General features: G+C 44.4%; 20 protein-coding genes. 1 reads left to right on the forward strand and 19 read right to left on the reverse strand.

Going from position 1 to position 22,937, the window contains the following annotated elements; genetic code table 11:
- Positions 1-18: 18 nt before the first annotated feature.
- The 11 genes from MKX62_RS04660 to MKX62_RS04710 form a co-directional block, all read right to left on the reverse strand.
- Positions 19-576: a stage II sporulation protein R gene (locus MKX62_RS04660; RefSeq protein WP_187045922.1), complete on the reverse strand. Its 558-nt coding sequence runs from the start codon at positions 574-576 to the stop codon at positions 19-21.
- A 44-nt stretch (positions 577-620) separates the two neighbouring features.
- Positions 621-1,475 (reverse strand): peptide chain release factor N(5)-glutamine methyltransferase, encoded by an 855-nt coding sequence (gene prmC, locus MKX62_RS04665; RefSeq protein WP_340740895.1) that lies wholly within the window; start codon positions 1,473-1,475, stop codon positions 621-623.
- A complete protein-coding gene (gene prfA / locus MKX62_RS04670) occupies positions 1,468-2,544 on the reverse strand; it encodes a peptide chain release factor 1 (RefSeq protein ID WP_067213157.1) in 1,077 nt (358 codons plus the stop codon). The genes prmC and prfA overlap by 8 nt, the downstream gene beginning before the upstream one ends.
- A 351-nt stretch (positions 2,545-2,895) precedes the next feature.
- A complete protein-coding gene (locus MKX62_RS04675; protein WP_187045925.1) occupies positions 2,896-3,501 on the reverse strand; it encodes a thymidine kinase in 606 nt (201 codons plus the stop codon).
- A gap of 184 nt (positions 3,502-3,685) precedes the next feature.
- Entirely contained in the window at positions 3,686-3,916 is a 231-nt protein-coding gene (rpmE, locus tag MKX62_RS04680; RefSeq protein ID WP_187045926.1) for a 50S ribosomal protein L31, read from the reverse strand.
- Between the two features lie 330 nt (positions 3,917-4,246).
- The gene (rho, locus tag MKX62_RS04685) at positions 4,247-5,530 is read right to left on the reverse strand and encodes a transcription termination factor Rho (protein ID WP_067213165.1); all 1,284 of its coding nucleotides are present in this window, start codon (positions 5,528-5,530) and stop codon (positions 4,247-4,249) included.
- Positions 5,531-5,702: 172 nt separating this feature from the next.
- Positions 5,703-6,668 (reverse strand): class II fructose-bisphosphatase, encoded by a 966-nt coding sequence (gene glpX, locus MKX62_RS04690; protein WP_067213167.1) that lies wholly within the window; start codon positions 6,666-6,668, stop codon positions 5,703-5,705.
- Positions 6,669-6,754: 86 nt separating this feature from the next.
- Entirely contained in the window at positions 6,755-8,032 is a 1,278-nt protein-coding gene (locus MKX62_RS04695) for a UDP-N-acetylglucosamine 1-carboxyvinyltransferase (RefSeq protein ID WP_067213170.1), read from the reverse strand.
- 19 nt (positions 8,033-8,051) lie between these two features.
- Complete coding sequence (gene fsa, locus MKX62_RS04700; RefSeq protein ID WP_067213173.1) at positions 8,052-8,699, reverse strand: fructose-6-phosphate aldolase; 648 nt, start codon at positions 8,697-8,699, stop codon at positions 8,052-8,054.
- Between the two features lie 129 nt (positions 8,700-8,828).
- Entirely contained in the window at positions 8,829-9,686 is an 858-nt protein-coding gene (locus tag MKX62_RS04705) for a class II fructose-bisphosphate aldolase (protein WP_067213174.1), read from the reverse strand.
- Between the two features lie 97 nt (positions 9,687-9,783).
- Entirely contained in the window at positions 9,784-10,143 is a 360-nt protein-coding gene (locus MKX62_RS04710) for a response regulator (protein WP_187045928.1), read from the reverse strand.
- Positions 10,144-10,289: 146 nt separating this feature from the next.
- Here MKX62_RS04710 and MKX62_RS04715 point away from each other — a divergent pair, with 146 nt between their 5' ends.
- On the forward strand, positions 10,290-10,802 hold the full coding sequence (locus MKX62_RS04715; RefSeq protein WP_335339526.1) for a DUF2529 family protein: 513 nt from the start codon (positions 10,290-10,292) through the stop codon (positions 10,800-10,802).
- 333 nt (positions 10,803-11,135) lie between these two features.
- Here MKX62_RS04715 and MKX62_RS04720 read toward each other — a convergent pair whose 3' ends face one another.
- The 8 genes from MKX62_RS04720 to MKX62_RS04755 all read right to left on the reverse strand — a co-directional run bounded on the left by MKX62_RS04720 (position 11,136) and on the right by MKX62_RS04755 (position 22,829).
- On the reverse strand, positions 11,136-12,731 hold the full coding sequence (locus MKX62_RS04720; protein WP_340740896.1) for a CTP synthase: 1,596 nt from the start codon (positions 12,729-12,731) through the stop codon (positions 11,136-11,138).
- A gap of 360 nt (positions 12,732-13,091) precedes the next feature.
- A complete protein-coding gene (gene rpoE / locus MKX62_RS04725) occupies positions 13,092-13,664 on the reverse strand; it encodes a DNA-directed RNA polymerase subunit delta (RefSeq protein ID WP_082786741.1) in 573 nt (190 codons plus the stop codon).
- Between the two features lie 649 nt (positions 13,665-14,313).
- Positions 14,314-17,571: a fused isobutyryl-CoA mutase/GTPase IcmF gene (gene icmF / locus MKX62_RS04730; RefSeq protein ID WP_340740897.1), complete on the reverse strand. Its 3,258-nt coding sequence runs from the start codon at positions 17,569-17,571 to the stop codon at positions 14,314-14,316.
- A gap of 32 nt (positions 17,572-17,603) precedes the next feature.
- The gene (locus tag MKX62_RS04735) at positions 17,604-18,155 is read right to left on the reverse strand and encodes a TetR/AcrR family transcriptional regulator (RefSeq protein WP_082786850.1); all 552 of its coding nucleotides are present in this window, start codon (positions 18,153-18,155) and stop codon (positions 17,604-17,606) included.
- 84 nt (positions 18,156-18,239) lie between these two features.
- Positions 18,240-19,379: an acyl-CoA dehydrogenase gene (locus tag MKX62_RS04740; RefSeq protein WP_067213186.1), complete on the reverse strand. Its 1,140-nt coding sequence runs from the start codon at positions 19,377-19,379 to the stop codon at positions 18,240-18,242.
- Between the two features lie 217 nt (positions 19,380-19,596).
- A complete protein-coding gene (locus MKX62_RS04745; RefSeq protein ID WP_340740898.1) occupies positions 19,597-20,733 on the reverse strand; it encodes an acyl-CoA dehydrogenase in 1,137 nt (378 codons plus the stop codon).
- 30 nt (positions 20,734-20,763) lie between these two features.
- Complete coding sequence (locus tag MKX62_RS04750; protein WP_340740899.1) at positions 20,764-21,615, reverse strand: 3-hydroxybutyryl-CoA dehydrogenase; 852 nt, start codon at positions 21,613-21,615, stop codon at positions 20,764-20,766.
- Positions 21,616-21,632: 17 nt separating this feature from the next.
- Positions 21,633-22,829, reverse strand: coding sequence for an acetyl-CoA C-acetyltransferase (locus MKX62_RS04755; protein ID WP_187045933.1), 1,197 nt, complete (start codon positions 22,827-22,829; stop codon positions 21,633-21,635).
- Positions 22,830-22,937 lie beyond the last annotated feature (108 nt).

The following is a 22,937-nucleotide window of genomic DNA, read 5'->3' on the forward strand; positions in this document are numbered from 1 at the left end:
CAAAATTTGTTGGTAACTTTATGCGAATAGCCCTTTTATCCACTCCCAGACGAAAAAAGTGACTTTTTCCTCTTCTTCCTCTTTCTTATCCGGGAAACAGATTTTCGGGAACATTGCACACCACCAGTTATCCCCACGTCCACTACCAATTGTCAAAATATAGGCATCATATGTTGCTTGTGGGCTAATAAATAGACCCGACCGCTTCGGTGGAAATAATGCTTCTTTTCGTTCAAGTGAAATAGTAGCACCGTTTGACATGGCGTTAGCAATTTCAAGGATTTCGCTTTCGAGCGCCGCCAAGTTATCCCCAAGCTCTCGTTTCGAATATGACTTATTAACTGCGTTTTCGATTAGCGGCTGAATTTCACGTTGAATCCCTATTTTAATCTGCTGATCTGCGGGCGTATCTGAATGGGCAAGCAATCTGAAACGGATAGCATCATCCTCTTCCGTCGCCGTTAAGAATACCGCTATGAAGGCCTGAATAATGATAAGCAGGATAATAAATTCAATATAAGGCACCAATTTTTGAACTATAGTTTTCTTTCTGATAATCTCGTAGTCTGTTAACATCTTTATCCCCTCCTACTCTGCATTGTTGCCAGAGTAAGGGGGATTTATTCACGAGTCTCGCAAAATATCATTCGATCTTTGCCGTTAATATCTTTTACTATTTCAACTAAAGCCTCCGGAAATGCCTCTGTGAATAACTTATGCACATCTGGTCCCTGAAGGTAACCGATTTCGACTGCGACGAGGGAGGGCTTGTTCATAAGTGGCGGCAATGTTTCAGCAAGTTTTCGATAAAAGTAAAGTCCATCTTCATCCGCAAATAATGCATTATGCGGTTCGTGATCGAGTACTGTACCTGACATTAAAGTCGCTTCATCATGTGCGATATAGGGCGGGTTGGATAACACGACATCCCATTTGTCCTTCGCAATCGGTTCAGTAAGATCGCCTTGCAGGAAAGTCACGTCGGCGTCATTTGCTTTTGCGTTATGCTTCGCGATTGCAAGCGCACCTTCACTGATGTCCGTTGCAGTAACGAGAGCTTCGGACCATTCTTTTTTGAATGAAACTGCGATTGCACCGCTACCTGTTCCGATATCTGCAACGGTAATTTTTTTAGTGGCGAAGAGTTTCTGGCTTCGTTCAAGCGCGCCGTAAACGAGCTCTTCTGTTTCTGGACGCGGGATAAGAACATTTTCATCCACTTTGAAGGTGTAGCCGTAGAAACCTTCTTCACCAATTACATATTGTACGGGTCTTCCTTCGAGCAGTTCGTCGGTTTTATCCCAAAAGTCCTTGTGTTGTTCGCCTGTAAGTTGTTCCTGTACATCTGCAAATAAAGAAGCCCTAGACTTTTGTGTGACAAATTCCATAAGGAGCTGTGCAGAATGTGGTTCAATGCCTTGTTGTTCCAATAAAGAAGAAGCCCGCTGAAGAGCTTCATAGATTTTTTCAGTCATTGCGATCCAAACTTTCTAGACGATATGCCTGTTCTTCCATAATAAGTGCGTCGATAACTTCATCGAGTTTACCTTCAATAATCTGATCAAGTTTCTGGATCGTCAGGCCGATACGGTGATCAGTTACCCGATTTTGTGGGAAGTTGTATGTGCGAATCCGCTCAGAACGGTCGCCTGTACCGACTGCTGATTTCCTTTTTTCATCGTACTCATCTTGGATTTCACGTGTGAATTTATCAGAAACGCGTGCCCGTAATACTTTCATCGCTTTTTCTTTATTTTTGATTTGCGATTTCTCATCTTGAATCGACACCGTGATGCCAGTTGGAAGATGCGTCAATCGAACGGCGGACATCGTTGTGTTGACCGACTGACCTCCAGGACCGGATGATGCAAATGTATCCGTCCGAATATCTTTTTCATGAATAACAATTTCAACTTCTTCTGCTTCAGGAAGGCATGCGACAGTTGCTGTCGATGTATGTGTACGCCCACCGGATTCAGTTTCCGGAACCCGCTGTACACGGTGCGCTCCGTTTTCATATTTCAATTTTGAATAAGCACCCGTTCCATTAATCAAGAAAATAATTTCTTTAAAGCCACCGAGTTCTGTCGGAGACGAATCCAACACTTCGACTTTCCAGTGGTTCATTTCCGCGAAACGGCTGTACATGCGGAATAAGCTACCGGCAAATAATGCTGCTTCATCGCCACCTGCTGCGCCCCGGATTTCCATAATAACGTTCTTGTTATCATTCGGATCTTTTGGCACGAGCAATAACTTTAACTTCCCTTCGAATGATTCGATTTGGTCTTCCAGTTCGGAAACTTCCATTTTGACAAGTTCTTTCATTTCATCGTCGAGAGATTCGTTCAACATTTCTTTAGCGCTTTTAAGTTCAGCTTTTGCATGTTTATAGTCACGATAGACTTCAACTTTTTCCTGTAAGCCGGATTGTTCTATCGAGTACTCCCGGAGTTTCGTCATGTCACTTACTACCGCGGGATCACTGAGCATTTCATTCAAATGATCATATCGGTCTTCTACTGCTTGTAACCTTTCAAACATTGTGGACACCTCATTTTCAGGACTGTTTTGTACGTTTATTGTACGGGAAATCTCTTGGTAAATACAATTATTTCACTGATGCTGACGTTGTGCGTGAAGTTCGCAACGTTTTGGTGAATGTAGACAACGTCGTAGCGGAAGTAAGAAACGTTTCGCACGAAGTTGGCAACGTTCTTACGGAACTTAACAACGTTTCGATAGGTTCGCAACGTTTCGGTGAAAGTAAGCAATGCTTCGTTCGAAATTCGTAACGTTACAGAAAAACTAGACAACACTCCAAAGAAACACCAACACCCGAACCCTTTCACACTAAAAAACCCGCCCTCTTCTGCCGGACGGGCTTGATTGCTGTTATCCTTTTACAGTTGCTGTAGCTGTTACGCCTTTTGGTACTTCGTGGTGCTTGCGACATCTTGGTTCGTACGCTTCTGAAGCGCCGACTAGAATAATGGGATCATCATAGCCCGCAGGCGTGCCGTTAATGAGGCGCTGCGTTCGGCTAGAGGGCGAGCCACACACTGTGCAGACAGCCTGTAATTTGGTAACGTGTTCAGCCACAGCCATTAGACGTGGCATCGGCCCGAATGGTTCGCCTCGGAAATCCTGGTCAAGTCCAGCAACGATTACTCGGAATCCACGATTGGCCAATTCCATCACGACGTCGACGATACCTTCGTCGAAGAATTGAGCTTCATCGATTGCGATTACGTCATAATCTTCGGTGACAAACTGCTCAATATGGTTTGAGCTAGCAATCGGATTCGCGATAACAGTTGTCCCATTATGGCTGACGACGGCTTCTTCGCTAAAACGATCATCGATTTCCGGTTTGAATACCGCAATTTTTTGTTTAGCGAACTGCGATCTTCTTATTCGTCGAATCAATTCCTCGGATTTCCCTGAAAACATACTACCGCAAATGACCTCAATCCAACCGCCTTGCATTGTTACGTACATGGTGAATCTCCTTCCAGTTGCCTCTATATAATTATTTATTTTCATATCATTAGATTATCTATCATACCCTAAAATCAGTTGCATTTAACGTCTTTTATTTCAGACCTAAATGTGTTAGTCACATTTTTCTCCAAAAAGAAATACCCGCCCGGCGCATGTGCACCTGACGGGTATTGTGAAAATCTTACTCTTGGCCTTCTTCTTCGCGGCCTTCTTCTTTGAGACCATATTTTTTGTTGAAGCGGTCGACACGTCCGTCCGCTTGAGCAAATTTCTGGCGTCCAGTGTAGAATGGGTGGCATTCCGAACAAACTTCAATTCGGATGTCCTCTCTTACAGAACCTGTTTCAAATGTGTTACCACATGAACAAGTAACAGTTGCTACTTTATAAGCTGGGTGAATTGCTGCTTTCATCAATCTCTCTCCTTTCGCCCTGAACCATCTGGAACAGAGTTGTATTATAAGACTGATGCCTTACACGGTCCGTATTCGTCAACCGTATATGCACGCAGATATTATTTAAGTTACCTAAAATATTATAACAAGTTTTTTTTGTAGATGCAACTATTTTATTTGCTACGACATATGCTGTACTAAAGAATTCCACTAAATTCGCTACGGCGCTCGGGGATGCCTCCCGCCCTAAGTCAAGCAGCTTCGCCGCCAATCTTAGGGCTTCGGCTCCCCCTTGTAAGGCGCCTTCGCTTAGTTTACTTAGGCAAAGCAGTCACCATGGGCTTTTGATTATAGCAACCCTTTACCATTACGGTGGGCTTTCATTTCGTCATTTAATTTATCGAAGAACTCTTCATTTGTTTTTGTGAGACGCAATTTCTTCATGAAACGTTCTGTAAAGTCATGCGAATCGGAAAATGTTTTACGAATCGCCCATAGCTTTTCAAGCTGGTCAGCTGGAATAAGCAATTCTTCTTTCCGTGTACCTGAGCGGCGTATGTCGAGCGCTGGGAAGATCCGTCGTTCCGCAAGATTGCGGTCAAGATGCAATTCCATATTGCCTGTCCCTTTGAATTCTTCATAGATGACTTCATCCATGCGTGAACCTGTGTCGATCAAAGCCGTCGCAAGAATGGTCAAGCTACCGCCTTCTTCAAGATTACGTGCTGCCCCGAAAAATCGTTTTGGACGATGGAATGCAGCTGGATCGATACCACCTGACAGTGTGCGTCCACTTGATGGAATAACAAGGTTATACGCGCGCGCAAGCCGTGTGATGGAATCCATAAGAATGATAACATCCCGCTTATGCTCTACAAGTCGCATCGCCCGTTCTAATACAAGTTCCGCCACTTTGACGTGGTTTTCTGGTAACTCATCGAATGTTGAGCTGACGACATCAGCCTTAACGGAGCGTTCGATATCAGTCACTTCTTCTGGTCTTTCATCAATCAGAAGGACAATCAGTTCCGCGTCAGGATGATTCATTGTAATTGAATTCGCAATTTCCTTCAACAACAGTGTTTTTCCTGCTTTTGGCGGAGCGGCAATGAGTCCACGCTGACCGAAACCAACCGGCGAGATAAGATCCATAATACGTGTCGATAGCTTTAATGGATCCGTTTCAAGTTTGATATGACGGTCTGGATAAAGAGGTGTTAGTGCTGGGAAATGCACGCGTTCACGTGCTACTTCTGGATCTTCTCCATTGACAGCTTCCACTTGTAGAAGACCGTAATAGCGTTCCGATTCTTTTGGCGGCCGAACTTTCCCACTTACTTTATCACCGTTTCGAAGATCGAAACGTCGGATTTGTGAAGCGGATATATAAATATCTTCCGAACTTGGTGAGTAGTTGATTGGACGAAGGAAGCCGTAGCCCTCGGATTGAATAATTTCAAGAACACCTTCCATGAAGAAGAAGCCTTCCTGTTCCGCCCTCGATTTCAATATAGCAAAAATAAGTTCCCTTTTCGTCAACTTGCTGTAATAAGCAATTTTATATTCTTTTGCATGGGCATATAACTCTTTTAAAATCATATTCTCCAACGCTGATATTGTTAGCACTGTCATCTTTTGGCACCACTCTTTAGGTTAATGGGTTGAATTTTTGAGGTTAATCTAGGAAGGTATATCATAATGAATATATCCTGAAGGTCCACTTCAGACGAGGACCTCCTGGATATATACAGGTACTTCCTATACAAGCGAAGATGCCCGGTTTATGACCGGGCGATGAGCTATATCAGTCTTGCATGACAAGCAGAGGTTTTTTCTCCATGCTGTGACGGCCTTCAACAAAACGAATTGTGCCGGACTTCGAACGCATGACTAATGAATGTGTTTCACAGTAACCGCCTTTAAATTGCACGCCACGAAGAAGTTCTCCATCTGTTACGCCAGTTGCAGCGAATATGGCGTCGTCCCCTTTGACAAGGTCGTCCATGTAAAGCACTTTGTCGACGTCGATTCCCATCTTGATACAACGTTCACGTTCTGCATCATTTGAAGGAACCAGTCTACCCTGTATTTCGCCGCCAAGGCATTTCAATCCAACTGCAGCAATAACACCTTCTGGTGCTCCGCCAAGTCCGAATAAAATGTCTACTCCGGTTTCATCAAAAGCAGTATTGATGGCTGCTGCAACGTCACCATCATTGATAAGCTTAATGCGTGCGCCTGAAGCCCGAATTTCTTCGATGATAGCAGCGTGACGTTCCCTGTTAAGAACAGTTGCAACAATGTCACCAATGTTTTTATTTTTAGCCTTAGCAACAGCCATAAGGTTTTCAGTTACGGATGCATCGATATCGATTTTACCAACCGCTTCAGGGCCAACAGCGATTTTGTTCATATACATATCTGGTGCATTCAAAAGATTGCCTTTATCCGCAATAGCTAGAACTGCAAGTGCGTTCCAGCCGCCTGCTGCGACAATATTTGTTCCTTCAAGCGGGTCAACAGCGACGTCCACTTCAGGACCAATTCCAGTCCCTAGCTTTTCACCAATATAAAGCATCGGTGCTTCGTCCATTTCCCCTTCACCAATTACGACAATCCCTTGCATCGGAATAGTATCGAATACTGTACGCATTGCTGTTGTTGCAGCGTCATCCGCCTCATTTTTCAAGCCGCGTCCCATCCAGCGTGAAGCTGATACTGCTGCTGCTTCTGTAACACGAACTAATTCCATCGATAAACTGCGTTCCATTTGTGTTCCTCCTGGTATACGGTTAAATCCCGTAAGTTTTGCCACTCTGACTAATTATAGCATATTTTTTTCTAGTGCTGGGTCGTTCATTCGCCCACGATTGCTTCTTTCGAAATCGACACTTTGCGGATATCCGCTCCAATTCCCTGAAGTTTTTCGATAAGGGAACTATACCCGCGCTCGATGTGCTGAATTTCTTGTACTTCAGTCACTCCGTCGGCAATGAGTCCCGCAATAACGAGCGCGGCCCCTGCGCGAAGGTCGGATGCGCGTACTGTTGCCGCCTGAAGTGGCGTCGGTCCAGCTAGAATCGCCGACCGCCCTTCAACGCGTGCATCAGCATTCATTCTAGTGAGCTCGTCGATATGTTTAAATCTAGCCGAGTAAACCGTATCCGTAATGACGGAAGGTCCAGCTGCTTGCGATAGTAACACCGAAAATGGCTGTTGGAGATCCGTTGGAAAACCTGGATATACAAGTGTTTTCACATCGACGGCTTGCAGATTTCTCGACTTTGGAATGAAGATTTGTTCTTCTCCTTCAACAATATCCACACCCATTTCACGAAGCTTCGCCGTTAGCGCCTCAACATGGAACGGTATGACATTGTCAATTGTAACGCCATCGCCCGCTGCTGCGGCCATAATCATAAAAGTACCTGCTTCAATTCGATCAGGTATAATTGTATGTTTTGTGCCGTGAAGTTTTTCCACGCCATCTATACGAATGACATTCGTTCCTGCGCCCTTAATTTTCGCACCCATATTGGACAACAGTGTAGCGACGTCAATGATTTCAGGTTCCTTCGCTGCATTCTCAATTGTCGTACGACCCTTTGCGAGAACTGCTGCGAGCATGATATTAATTGTTGCACCAACACTGATGACGTCCAAATAGATTTTTGCACCGCGTAATTCTTCCGCGCGCAAATAAATCGCACCATGTTCGTTGGTCACTTTTGCGCCGAGCGCTTCGAAACCTTTGATATGTTGATCTATTGGTCGTGGCCCCAGATGACAACCACCTGGCAAGCCGATGACCGCGTGCTTGAATCTTCCAAGCATTGCGCCCATCATATAGTAGGATGCACGAAGCTTCTTCACGTTACCGTTCGGAAGTGGCATCGACATCATTTCTGTTGGATCAATCGTCATCGTTCCTTTATTAAATTCAACTTTCCCACCGATATCTTCCAGTAGCGCCTGAAGAGTAACGACATCCGAAATTTCTGGCAGTCCTTCGATTGTTACTAGGGAATCAGCCAGAATAGAAGCAGGGATAAGTGCAACTGCACTGTTTTTAGCGCCACTCACTTTAATTGAACCTCGTAATGGTTTGCCGCCTGTTATTTTATAAACGTCCATATGACTCTCCTTTGATGCCTTACTTGTTCTTTCTAGTTTCCCAGTCCGCAAGAAATGCTTCGATTCCTTTATCCGTAAGTGGGTGCTTGAATAGCTGTGTCAACACGTTGAAAGGTGTCGTTGCAATATCTGCACCACTAAGCGCTGCGTCTGTAATATGCTGTGGGCTGCGGATGGATGCAGCAATAATTTCTGTTTTGATATTGTGGATTGAGAAGATATCTGCAATTGTAGAGACCAATGCCATGCCATCTTGTCCAATGTCATCGAGTCTGCCGAGGAATGGGGAAACATATGTCGCTCCTGCACGTGCTGCAAGAAGTGCCTGATTTGCACTGAAGATAAGTGTTACGTTTGTTTTGATGCCTTCCTGTGAAAAGACCGCACAAGCTTTCAATCCTTCAGGTGTCATTGGCAATTTCACCGTAATATTTGGAGCAATTTCCGCCAATACTCGTCCTTCTTTGATCATGCCTTCAGCATCAAGTGCGATGACTTCTGCACTGACTGAACCAGGGACAAGTGCTGCAATTTCTCGCAACCTATCATGAAAAGGTACATCTTCTTTCGCAACAAGTGAAGGATTTGTTGTAACTCCTGATAGTATGCCCCAAGTATGCGCTTCTTTGATTTCTTCAAAATTAGCTGTATCGATGAAAAACTTCATGAATAAAATCCCCCTTATAATGAATGAATACTCTATAGTAAAAACTTTATGAAGAGCTCCGAAAAACTCTTAAAAGAAGGAGAATACATCACCATTGATGTTTCTCCTCTTTCTGTTAACTAAATATAATTAAGCTTTTTGTGAACTACCGAATTCGCGCATTTTACCGATAACCGTTACTTTGATGGCATCGCGCATTGGCGTCAAGAATTTACGTGGATCATAGGCTTCAGCGTCTGCCGCAAGTGTTTCACGTACAGCTTTTGTTCCTTGTATTTGGTTTTCTGTATTGACGTTAATTTTAGCCGTTCCGAATGAAATAGATTTTTGGATATCTTTTATCGGAATACCTGTTCCGCCATGAAGGACAAGCGGTAGGTCAGATTGACTTGAAATTTCTTCCATTTCCTTGAAACCAAGGTTTGGCTCGCCTTTATATGGTCCGTGGACTGATCCTAATGCAGGTGCAAGACAGTCGATTCCTGTTTTGTCCACAAGCTCTTTACATTCTGCAGGGTTCGCATAAATGACGCCTTCAGCAATAATATCGTCTTCCTGGCCTCCAACGACCCCAAGTTCTGCTTCTACAGAAACTCCCCGTTCATGCGCATAATCAACTACACTTTTCGTAATTTCAATATTTTCTGCAAGTGGTTTTGATGAAGCGTCGATCATAACGGAAGTGAAACCTGCTTCAATCGCTTCTTTACATTTTTCGAAGCTTGAACCGTGATCCAAATGAATTGCAACAGGAACTGTAATTTTATAATCGTGCATAAGACCTTTCACCATGTGGACTACCGTTGTGAAACCGCCCATATAACGTGCTGCACCTTCGGATACCCCAAGGATAACAGGAGATTGTTCTTCTTGTGCCGCTAGTAAAATCGCTTGCGTATATTCAAGGTTGTTTATATTAAACTGACCTATTGCGTACCCTTCTTTTTTCCCTTTGATCATCATTTCTTTCATGGAGACAAGTGCCATGCGAATTCCTCCTTAGGATCTTGAAAAGAATAGTGTGATTATTGTATACCACCAATATCATAACAAAAACAGCCAGTGTTTACCACTGCCTGCTTTGTCAGTTTTCAAACATTGCGTTCACCGCATCACGGACTTCATAAATATCAAACGGCTTAGTAAAATATTTCATAGCCCCAGTTTTCAATGCATCTTCTGTTAATTCAATTTCACCGTACGCAGTCATCATGATGACTGGTATCTCTGGCCAGCCAATTTTTAATCTTTTTAAAACCTCTAATCCATCTATGCCTGGCATTTTCATATCAAGCAGGACACAGCCTGGTACTTCTTGTTCCACCGCTTGGAGCGCTTCTAATCCATTTGCTGCGAGGGTTGTTTTAAACCCTTCCCGGCGGAATACTTCATCCAACAAAAGTCGTATCCCCTTTTGATCATCCACAATTAAAAGACTTTTCAATCTCCATTCCCTCTTTCTGCAATCCCATGTTGTTATACCTACTTATTTGACAAATGTCACAGATACCCTTCTTTTTTTGACAAAACTTTGTCCTTTGCTTTCCATGCTCCTTTTCCTATAATTAGGTGGAGGTGGTAATTTTGAAAATGTTGACGACACAAATCAGCGGACTTCTTCAGCGTATCGCCGGAAATGGTGAAGAGTCTATTGAAGAAACAGCCCGTCTTCTCGCACAGGCAACAATTGGGGAAGGTCGTGCTATTATTGCGGGATTCGGTGAAATGGAGGCAGTTACTGCAACCGCCTTTCACAGTATCGAACCACTTAGCGGTGCCGTTCGTTATGAGTTCGGGATGGACATTACAGCAGCCGACCGGATTTGGCTATTAACTCGGGCTGCGACGGATAGGCCTGCATTGGAACTTGCACAGCAACTTGCTGGACGATTCATTCCTTTTGCCGCGCTCGCCGCTGAAAAACCGGGCAGCAGCAATGAACTTGCAGAATTATCCTATACATATATATCGACCGGGCTTACGCGCGGTTTATTACCAGGTGACGACGGCGAACGGATTGTTCAGCCGCATGCGCTCAGTGCGTTGTTTGTTTATGAAGCTGTGAAGATTGCCTATGATGAAATGATTTTAGACAAGGATTAAAAACAAGTAAAAGCTGCACATAAGCGGGAATTCCCCGTTTATGTGCAGCTTTTTTAGTTGGTGATTGGTGGATATGATTGGTTGCGTGACCGTTATGCTCGGGTCCTGATATATATGATCGGTTAGCCGGTGGATATGCTTGGTTCCTGACATATATGATCGGGTAGATGCCAGATTTGCTCGGTTGACCGATACATATGATCGGGTAGATGCCGGTTATGCTCGGGTACCTGATATATATGATCGGGTAGACGGCGGTTATGCTCGGTTGAGCGGCATATATAATCGGTCGCGCGCTATATATGGCAAGTCCAACAGGTTGCAACCGAAACGTTATTCTTTTCCAGCGATTATCGCTCCTAGGAACTCGCGGAATAGCGGTTGTGGGCGTGTTGGGCGTGATGCGAATTCTGGGTGGAACGAGACACCGACAAAGAATGGGTGACCTTCTAATTCTATGACTTCCACGAGTTGTTCATTCGGGCTTATACCAGAAATCCTCATACCTGCAGCTTCGAATTGCTCGCGGTATTCATTATTAAATTCATAGCGATTACGGTGACGTTCGTAAATCAACTCTTCGCCGTAAGCAGCACGCGCTTTCGTTCCTTCTTTTAATTTACATGGGTAAGCGCCAAGTCTGAAGTAACTTTCTGGATTACCATTACTTTCAGGAGGACTCTCAATAATTTGATTTTCCGTATCTTTATCAAATTCAACTGAATGAGCGTTTTCAATTCCCATAACATTGCGTGCGTATTCGACTGCAGCTAATTGCATGCCTAAGCCGATTCCGAAAAACGGGATGCCATTTATACGGGCATAAGTAATTGCTTCAATTTTACCATCGATACCACGTTTTCCAAAACCAGCTGGAACGAGGATTCCGTCGACATCCGATAATAATTCAGCTGCACTCTGTGCTGTTACATCTTCCGAATTGATCCATTTTATTTCAATTTCTGTGTCGAAACCGTAACCTGCGTGGCGAAGTGCTTCAACCGCAGAAATATATGCATCCTGCATTTCAACATACTTCCCGACAAGTCCGATGCGAACTTTTTTCGAAAGGGATTTCACAAGTGTTACCAGTTCTTTTATTTCTGTCATATCAGGTTGTTTCGTCTCCAGCTCAAGGAAATCTACGACGATTTGATCCATATTCTGTTCATGCAATCTAAGCGGTACTTCGTATAGCGTTTCCGCGTCAAGTGCTTCGATGACTTCTTCTGGTTTGATATTACAGAACAACGCAATCTTATCTTTCATTTCTTGCGGTACTGGATATTCGCTTCGTACAACAATCATATTTGGCTGAATTCCGAGACTCCGAAGTTCCTTAACACTATGCTGTGTAGGTTTTGTCTTCATTTCACCAGCTGCATGTAAGTAAGGAATAAGGGTGTTGTGAATATACATAACGTCACTTTTACCAAGATCCGTTTTCATCTGACGAAGTGCTTCTAGGTACGGGAGGGATTCGATATCGCCGACACTGCCACCAATTTCTGTAATGACGACGTCTGCGTTCGTTTCTTTTCCAGCACGTTTGATCAGGCTTTTGATTTCATTTGTAATATGAGGGATGACTTGGACAGTTGCTCCATTGTATTCACCGCGACGTTCTTTTTGTAGGACAGATGAATATACTTTCCCCATCGTAACATTCGAATACTTGTTCAATTTGATGTCAATAAAACGTTCATAATGACCTAGGTCTAGATCCGTTTCTGCCCCATCTTCTGTAACGAAGACCTCACCATGCTGTAAAGGACTCATCATTCTTGGGTCAAGATTAATGTATGGATCGAATTTTTGGATTGTCACCTGAAGTCCTCGAGATTTTAATAGTCGTCCAAGTGATGCTGCGTTGATACCTTTACCTAGTGATGAGACAACGCCACCGGTTACGAAAATATACTTTGTCATGTTTTACTCCTCCATTCGTCTGGTTCGTTCTAGTTAAATCAAATTCGCCTTGACGTATTTGCGTACGGATCAAGTATGGAAGTTAGCGTAAATGCGTCGTTTCCTTGCGACAACAGCTAACCAACCTGCATCATGCAGGCCGTGAGTCTACTCAATTCATTCCCATCAAAATCTGTGACATCCGCCGGAGGCTTTAACATTATTCAGCAGGGGTTTGGAGTTCTGCGGAATAATGTTAAAACAATAAAAAGCGCCCCGTCTGTAGACAGTATCTACAGGAGGAGCGCATATACACTGATTCATGTCCATTTAAGGAGCCCAGTCAAAATGTTATAGTGTCGGACGTGTGAAGTCAAGTAATTATTCCTTGATTTCATCCTCGTCTTCATCTTCCTCTTCTTCGTCTTCTTCATCAAGCTCAAGCTCTGCATCATCAGGGATGATTTCAAGCTCGTCGTCTGGATCAATAAGATCTACTTCGATCTCGACTACGTCTTCTTCTTCCTCGTCGTCGTCATCGTCGTCGTCTTCATCGTCATCGATTAGTTCATCGAATTCTTCATCGAACAACTCATCCTCGTCATCCTCGTCTTCAATGATGTCGTCGTCTTCAAGCAACGCTTTTTTCTTTTTCTTCTTGCGTACTTTTACGACTGGAGCTGTTTCTACTTCGATTTGATCAACCGGATACCATTCGCGCAATCCCCAACGGTTGTCGTTGATAGCAAGGAATCTCCCGTCAATGTTCATGTCTGTATAGAATTGTTGTAATTTTGTTCTCATAACTCGTTCAGTTATGCCATTCAGTTTACGGATTGCGTCCATCAGCTGAAGCAATGTTAGCGGTTCTTTTCTTTCCGCCAAAACCGCATATGCGATATCAATCATCGATTCTTCTATCAGTTGTTCTTTCGTCATTTCACGGATGTTCAATTAACGCACGTCCTTTCTATAAACACAAACATACTTATCATTATAAACAATACAGTCCAAAATATGCTACATTCTTTTATTCTTTTTGGAGTGTCGAAGTTCTGTCACACAAATAAACCCCAAATAAGCCCCAGAAAGTAAAAAAGGGATAGCACCTAATCCTTTATCATATAGCAGAAAAAAGAGGGTGGCAAGGGTGGCTATGATCAATATATGTATATATAGTTTCACGCCCGCACCCCTTCCAGTCATTCTCTCTATTATACGTGAAAATTACAAGCAATATCCATATAAAAGAAAAGTACATACCAAACACTTTCCAGGGGAATAATGGACATAGTGATTTCATTCAATACCGCTATGGCGCTTGGGGATGCCTCTCGCCCGATTTACATAGATGGGGCAATCCCCGGCAGCATGGAGTAAAACGCATTATGACAGCGGTCGGTACTACACACTAAAAAAGGAAAATCCGTGCTAAACCGAAGTTTGCACGGATTCGTGGCCTACAGGAAGTAGGTCATGCAGTTGCACTTTTAGACTGCCATCCCTAATTGTCCGGCTCCAGCGCCCAGACGCTCGCGTCCGCTGGATGTGGGTCATCCAGCAATTGCGACAGGACGTCGCGCTTTTAGGCTGCGTTCCTTAATTACATATTCCGTCTATACTGCCCGCCTACTTCATATAACGCGTTGGTAATTTGCCCCAAACTTGCCACTCTCACCGTTTCCATTAGTTCTTGGAAGATGTTACCGCCTGAAACAGCTACTTCTTTCAGCTTCTTCAAGGCTTCTTCGGTTTGATCGGCATGCAAGCTTTTGAATGCACGTAAGTTGAGGATTTGTGTTTCTTTCTCGTCTTGTGTGGCACGCGCGATTTCCATGTTATCGACGTCATCAGATGACGGTGGATTCGGGTTCAAGTATGTGTTAACGCCAATAATTGGCAACTCACCTGAATGCTTTTTCATTTCATAATGCATCGATTCTTCTTGGATTTTACCGCGTTGGTATTGTGTTTCCATCGAACCGAGCACGCCGCCGCGGTCATTTAAGCTTTCAAATTCGCGCAAGACCATTTCTTCAACGAGATCCGTTAATTCATCGACAATAAATGCGCCTTGAAGCGGATTTTCATTTTTCGACAGGCCGTGCTCATTTGTAATAATCATTTGGATTGCCATCGCACGACGAACTGATTCTTCCGTTGGCGTTGTAATGGCTTCGTCATACGCATTCGTATGGAGCGAGTTACAGTTATCCTGCAATGCCATAAGCGCCTGCAGCGTTGTGCGGATATCGTTAAAATCAATTTCCTGCGCGTGCAAGCTGCGGCCTGATGTTTGGACATGGTACTTCAATTTTTGGCTACGTTCGTTGGCGCCGTATTTCTGACGCATCGCGACTGCCCAAATGCGGCGAGCAACGCGTCCGATAACCGTATATTCCGGATCAAGGCCATTCGAGAAGAAGAACGATAAATTCGGAGCGAAATCATCGATATTCATGCCGCGGCTCAAGTAATACTCTACATATGTGAAGCCATTTGACAGTGTGAATGCCAATTGTGAAATCGGGTTTGCGCCTGCTTCTGCGATATGGTAGCCAGAAATCGATACAGAGTAATAATTACGTACTTTTTCATCGATGAAGTACTGCTGGATATCCCCCATCATGCGCAGCGCGAATTCCGTCGAGAAGATACATGTATTCTGTCCTTGGTCTTCTTTCAGAATATCTGCTTGCACTGTTCCACGAACTGCTTGAAGCGTTCCTTCTTTGACTTCAATGAATTCTTCAACCGTTAGTGCCCGCCCAAGTTTTTCCTCGTTGATGCGCACTTGTTGATCGATTGCTGTATTCATAAACATGGCAAGAATAATCGGTGCTGGACCGTTAATAGTCATGGAAACAGACGTTGCCGGTGCACACAGATCGAAACCTTCGTACAGTTTCTTCATATCTTCTAACGTACAGATACTGACGCCAGACTCCCCAACTTTTCCGTAAATATCTGGACGTTCATCCGGGTCTTCTCCGTATAATGTCACAGAGTCGAACGCCGTTGACAGTCGTTTCGCATCGTCATCTTTCGATAAATAGTGGAAACGACGATTCGTCCGTTCCGGCGTTCCTTCTCCGGCAAATTGACGTTTTGGATCTTCGCCTTCACGTTTGAATGGGAATACGCCAGCTGTATATGGATAGGACCCCGGGACGTTTTCTTTATAAACCCAGCGAAGAATTTCACCGTAATCTTTGAATTTCGGCAACGCGACTTTCGGGATTTTTAATCCTGAAAGACTTGTGGTTGTCAAAGCAGTGCGCAGTTCTTTACCGCGAACTTTTGTGATGAATTCATCGCCCGCGTAGGCTTCTTTCAATTTATCCCAGTTTGCGAGGATACGTTTTGACTCTGACGTCAATTCTTCTTTAATGCCTTCCGCAAGTGATTGCAGTGAAGTCACGAGCGCATCGTCTGGCGCTTGTTCGTTGACCGTTTGAATGGCTCCTTCGAGCTGGAATAATTTGCGTGCAAGCGTTTCCTGCACTTCAGATTTTTTATGGTACCCACGGACCGTATCAGAGATTTCACGTAAATATTGCTGACGGTCGTTCGGGATGATGACGTTTTGTTTTTGTGTTTTGACGAATTGTCCGTAAGACGTTTCCCAGTCGAGGCCGCATTTGTCGTTCAATACGGAAACAAGTGCTGCAAAGAGTGAATTCGTCCCTTTGTCGTTGAATTGGCTTGCGATTGTGCCGTACACTGGCATTGTATCGAGATCTTTATCCCACAGAAGATGACTGCGTTGATACTGTTTTTGCACTTGGCGCAATGCATCTTCAGAGCCTTTACGTTCGAATTTATTGATGACAATCAGGTCTGCGAAATCAATCATGTCAATCTTCTCAAGTTGTGTCGGCGCACCGAATTCGCTTGTCATGACATACATCGAAGCATCGGAAACTTCCGTAATTTCAGCATCCCCTTGCCCGATTCCACTTGTTTCAACAACGATTAGGTCGAAACCGACTGTTTTTACAATGTCTAACACATCCCGAATCGCTCCAGAAAGCTCTGTACGGGAACCACGTGTTGCGAGACTTCGCATGAATACGCGCTTATTGAAGATGGCATTCATACGAATACGGTCACCAAGTAGAGCCCCACCTGTTTTCTGTTTCGTTGGGTCAATTGATAGGATTGCGACTCTTTTTTCCGGTAGTTCGTGGAGGAATCTACGAATTAATTCGTCAGTGAGCGAACTTTTCCCCGCCCCACCTGTTCCAGTAATCCCAAGAACCGGTGTATTTTTAGAAAGTGTACGTGCTTTTTCAACAACTGCAGCTGCTTGCGCGTCGTCCTGACCGTACATTTCTTCCACGTACGTAATGACATTCGCGAGGATTTCGGGTTGGTCGACAGTTATTTTTTCAAGGTTTTCCATTTCATTGTCAGTCGCTGTGAGGTAATCACATTGCTCCAACATCCGATTAATCATCCCTTGAAGACCCATTTTGCGCCCATCTTCAGGAGAGAAAATCCATGTAATACCGTAGTCATGCAGTTCTTTGATTTCCTTCGGGATGATAACTCCGCCGCCACCTGCGTAAATGCGAATATGCGGTGCCCCTTTTTCCTGAAGAAGGTCATACATATATTTAAAGTACTCAACATGCCCGCCTTGGTACGAAGACATCGCAATTGCTTGAACGTCTTCTTGAATGGCCGCGTTGACAACTTCCTCGACTGAACGATTATGCCCCAAGTGAATTACTTCTGCGCCGCTCGCTTGCATAATACGACGCATGATATTGATGGATGCGTCATGCCCGTCGAAAAGACTCGACGCTGTAACGAACCGGATATGGTGTTTCGGTTTATAAATCTCAACTGTTGCCATATGTGGAACACCCCTTTGCATTAATGAACGTTTTACCCAATTAACCCTTTAAAAAGTTGGTCTGTTTGAACACGTATATAGGTTTCTATCGTATAACTTCTATGCAATGCCCATCTGCGAAATGCCCACATCTGTCCTTGTACGACGATATGATGTGCCGCGATGCCGACTTCTTCTTCTGAAATGCGCAGTTCCCCCGACTTTGCACACATTTCTAAAAGATTCTCGAACAAAGCGACCATTTCCATTTCTTTTTTCAGAACATATTGCAGTGCATCTTTCGGTAGTGATTTTGATTCTTGGTACATGACCAGAAATTCGTCCGACATATCGTCAATCAAATGATAATACTGATTAATGGCCACTCGCAGTCCATCCACTGTCCCTTCTTGGGTAGGCAGGGCAGAAAGGCGGTCATGCACTTCGTTATAAATACTGTCACAAACGAGATAGAGTACATCTTCCTTGGTGCGTATATATTCATAAAGCGTTCCGATGCTAAATCCCGCTTCTTTCGCGATTTCGCGGGTTGTTGCGCGATGGAATCCCTTTTCTTTAAAAAGTTTCACCGCACCACGAATCATCTGTTCACGCCGTTTTTCAATCAGACTTTCATCTTTGACAGACGATTTCACTTCTCGTTTATTCACTTTCCTACACCTCCCCGCTTATTTCGTCAGCATTCGGGAGATAACGAGACGCTGAATTTCTTGCGTTCCTTCGTAGATCTGCGTAATTTTCGCATCACGCATATAACGCTCAACAGGATAATCTTTTGTATACCCGTAACCGCCGAAAACCTGAACAGCGTCTGTTGTAACTTTCATAGCTGTATCTCCAGCCATTAGTTTTGCCATTGCAGATGCTTGACCATATGGTAAATTATTCGACTCGAGCCATGCAGCTTGGTATGTTAACAATCTTGAAGCTTCCGTTGCTGTCGCCATATCTGCCAATTTAAAGCCGATGCCTTGGTTTGCAGCGATAGGTTTACCGAATTGAACGCGCTCTTTCGCATAGTCAACAGCTGCGTCAAGTGCCCCTTGTGCAATCCCGACTGCTTGTGCAGCAATTCCGTTACGGCCGCCGTCAAGTGTTTTCATAGCGATGATGAAGCCTTGCCCTTCTTCACCAAGAAGATTTTCTTTTGGTACACGACAGTTGTCGAACATGATTTCAGTTGTAGGCGATGAACGAATGCCGAGTTTACGCTCTTTTTTCCCAACTGAGAAACCAGGGAAATCTTTTTCTACGATAAATGCGCTTGTTCCTTTATGTTTTGAATCTGGATCAGTAACTGCGAAGACGATGTAGATGTCCGCAATGCCGCCGTTTGTAATGAAAATCTTAGAACCATTTATTACGTAGTCGTCGCCGTCACGTTTCGCCGTTGTGCGCATGCCGCCTGCATCAGAACCAGAACTTGGCTCCGTTAGACCGTATGCCCCCATTTTCGTACCTTCTGCCATTGGACGAAGGTATTGTTGTTTTTGTTCTTCCGTTCCGTAATTAAATACCGGCCATCCCGCTAGAGATGTGTGCGCAGAAAGCGTGACGCCTGTTGACGCACAAACGCGTGACAGTTCTTCTACAGCGATACAATATGCGAGAAAGTCACTGCCGATGCCGCCATACTCTTCAGGCCAAGGAATACCTGTTAGGCCAAGGTCCGCCATTTTCTTGAAGATATCCATGTCGAAACGTTCTTCTTCATCACGTTCTGCTGCTGTTGGTGCGACTTCATTTTCCGCAAAGTCGCGGACCATTTTACGGATCATTTCGTGTTCTTCGGATAATTTAAAGTTCATTGGGTTTCCCACCTTATTTGGTATTTGGTTTTAATTAAAGGATTGGAATTCATTGTATAATTCCTGTAAAGGGCACAGGAATTATACAAACCGAACTCTTCGTTGTTCGGTTTGCAATTACGATTGGAAAGTTGCAGTTAGAATCCCATAGTTGCAATTACACGTAGGTAGTTACAATTAAAACTTCATAGTTGCAATTACACTAAGAACGCGTACATCACTTCATCAGATGTTTCGAAATAACAATACGTTGAATTTCACTTGTGCCTTCGTAGATTTCAGTTACTTTTGCGTCACGGAAATAGCGCTCGACTGGGTAATCTTCTGTATAGCCATAACCGCCGAATACTTGAACTGCTTCAATTGATCCTTCGACTGCCGCTTTTGAAGCAAATAGCTTAGCCATCGAGGCTTCTTTTCCACACGGGAGTCCTTCTGCACGCAGTTGTGCAGCGCGGTAGACGAGTAGTTTTGCTGCTTCGACTGCAGTTGCCATGTCCGCAAGTTTAAATCCTACGCCTTGCTGAGCAGCAATCGGCTTGCCGAACTGAACACGATCTTTCGCGTAACCTGTTGCCGCTTCAAGTGCTGCTTCTGCGATACCGAGTGCTTGTGCCGCTATGCCGATACGACCGACGTCGAGATTTGCCATCGCAATTTTGAAGCCACCGCCTTCTTCACCAAGTAAGTTTTCTAGTGGAACTTTCATTTGATCAAACGACAGCTCTACTGTTCTCGAACCGTGAAGTCCCATTTTCCGTTCATCTTTTCCAATGACTAGGCCAGGTGTATCTTTATCGACGATGAATGCTGAGATACCGTAAGTCCCTTTAGATGGATCTGTCGATGCAAAGACGATGTAGACATCTGCTTCTCCGCCGTTGGTAATAAACATTTTAGAACCGTTAAGCACATAATGATTGTCTTTTTTGACTGCACGTGTTTTAAGAGATCCTGCGTCAGAACCAGATGATGCTTCTGTCAGGCAGAAAGCACCAAGGTATTCGCCGCTTGCCAATTTTGGGAGGTAACGGTTTTTCTGTTCGTCGTTACCGAAATACATAATCGGGTTTGTTCCAACCGATGTATGAACGGAAAGAATGACACCGACAACGGCGCTTACTTTCGACAGTTCATGGATGGCGCTAATATATGAGATGAAATCCATACCTGCCCCACCATATTCTTCTGGGACAGTAATGCCCATCAAGCCGAGTCCGCCCATTTTCTTTAAAATTTCACGTGGGAATTCCCCAGCTTCCATACGTGGAATGAACGGTTCGATTTCAGTCTTCGCAAAACTTTGTACCATGTCGCGCATCATCTGCTGTTCTTCGGTGAATGTTAAATCCATTATGATTTCCCCTTTAAATGTAAGCATTAGTTATTCGTAAACGTAAAATCCTCGGCCTGACTTCTTCCCTAACCATCCTGCTTTTACATATTTTCTCAGGAGGGGACATGGGCGATATTTCGAATCGCCAAATCCTTCGTGTAGCGTTTCCATAATATATAGACATGTATCGAGTCCAATAAAGTCTGCGAGCTGAAGCGGCCCCATTGGGTGATTCATGCCGAGTTTCATGACTTCGTCAATCGCTTGTTCTGTTGCAACGCCTTCATAGAGCGTGTAAATTGCTTCGTTAATCATCGGCATAAGAATTCGGTTTGCGACGAATCCTGGAAAGTCATTTACTTCTACCGGTGTTTTAGACAATTTCACTGTCATGTCTTCCACCGCTTTGTACACTTCGTCAGCAGTTGCAAGACCGCGGATAATTTCAACTAGTTTCATCACTGGAACCGGGTTCATAAAATGCATGCCAATCACTTGTTCAGGACGTTTTGTTGCCGCCGCGATTTCCGTGATTGGAAGTGAAGATGTATTGGATGCAAGAACCGCATGTTGCGGAGCGATTTCGTCCAGCTTCGCGAATATGGACTTTTTGATATCCATATTTTCAACTGCTGCTTCGATGACAATGTCAACGTCCGATGCATCTTGCAGATCGAGTGATTTCGTTATGCGACCAAGTACTGCGGATTTTTCGTCTTCTGTCATGCGACCTTTTTCGACATTGCGAGACAGATTCTTTGTAATAACTGCAAGCCCTTTAGCATATGATTCTTCTTTTATATCATTCAGTTTTACGTCGAAGCCGGCTTGTGCACAGACTTGAGCAATTCCTCCGCCCATTTGTCCTGCACCGATCACCATTATTTTTTTAATATCCATTGATTAACGCCTCCACATTATTCCGATTTTGCTACTTCAATCATAATTGCGTCGCCTTGGCCTCCACCTGAGCAAATTGCTGCAATACCGATACCGCCACCTTGGCGTTTCAGTTCATGCGCAAGTGTCAAGATAATACGCGCTCCGCTTGCGCCAATCGGGTGACCGAGTGCAACTGCACCGCCATTGACGTTCACTTTTTCAGGATCCAGTTCTGCAATTTGTGAACTTGCGAGAGCAACAGCTGCAAATGCTTCGTTTATTTCAAAAAGTTTTATATCTTCTAGTTTCTTACCCGTCTTTTTAAGTAATGCATTAATGACAAGCCCAGGTGTTTGCGGGAAGTTTGCAGGTTCTATAGCCACTTCTGCATGACCAATAATGACTGCTAATGGTGTTTTTCCTTCTTTTAGCGCACGCTCTTCATTCATCAACACAAGTGCACATGCTCCGTCATTAACGCCTGGTGCGTTTCCTGCCGTAATTGTGCCGTCCTTGCCGAATGCCGGTCGCAATTTCGCCAGTGATTCGAGCGATGTGTTGCGGCGTGGTGCTTCATCCGTATCGACTAAAATCGGATCACCTTTACGCTGCGGGATTTCGACTGGAACGATTTCTTGTGCGAACAATCCTGCGTCAATCGCTTGCAATGCCCGTTCATGACTACGGAGTGACCATGCGTCCTGTGCAACGCGCGTCAGTGCAAATTCTTCAGCTGTCGAGTTACCGTATGTGCCCATATGAACGCGGTCGGGTGAGAATGAACAAGAAAGTCCATCGTAGATCATACCGTCGATCAGTTCTGCATCACCCATTTTCAACCCAAATCGTGCTTTTGGTACGTAGTAAGGGGCATTGGACATAGACTCCATACCGCCGGCAACAATGACTTCTTCATCGCCAAGACGGATCAACTGGTCGCCAAGAGTTACGCTGCGCATGCCTGATGCACATACTTTGTTGATGGTCTCCGTTTTCACCGACCAAGGAAGTCCACCTTTCGTCGCTGCTTGCCTAGAAGGAATTTGACCTTGGCCTGCTTGCAATACCGTTCCGATGATGACTTCACCGACTTCATCTGCTTTCACGCCCGCACGATTTAATGCATCTTTGATAGCAATCCCCCCAAGATCGCTTGCCGTCAGTGACTTTAACGCTCCGCCTAATTTTGCGAATGGTGTTCTTGCCCCATTTACTATGACCGTTCTTCCCATATCTATCGCCCCTTTGATGATTGTTGGTAACGCTTTCATTCTCATTTGAATCGAGCGACTGAACGCTCGCTCGATAAGAGTTTAAGAAAAAAGGAGTGTTTCCACTCC

This window comes from Sporosarcina sp. FSL K6-5500, assembly GCF_038005665.1.
GTDB lineage: Bacteria > Bacillota > Bacilli > Bacillales_A > Planococcaceae > Sporosarcina > Sporosarcina psychrophila.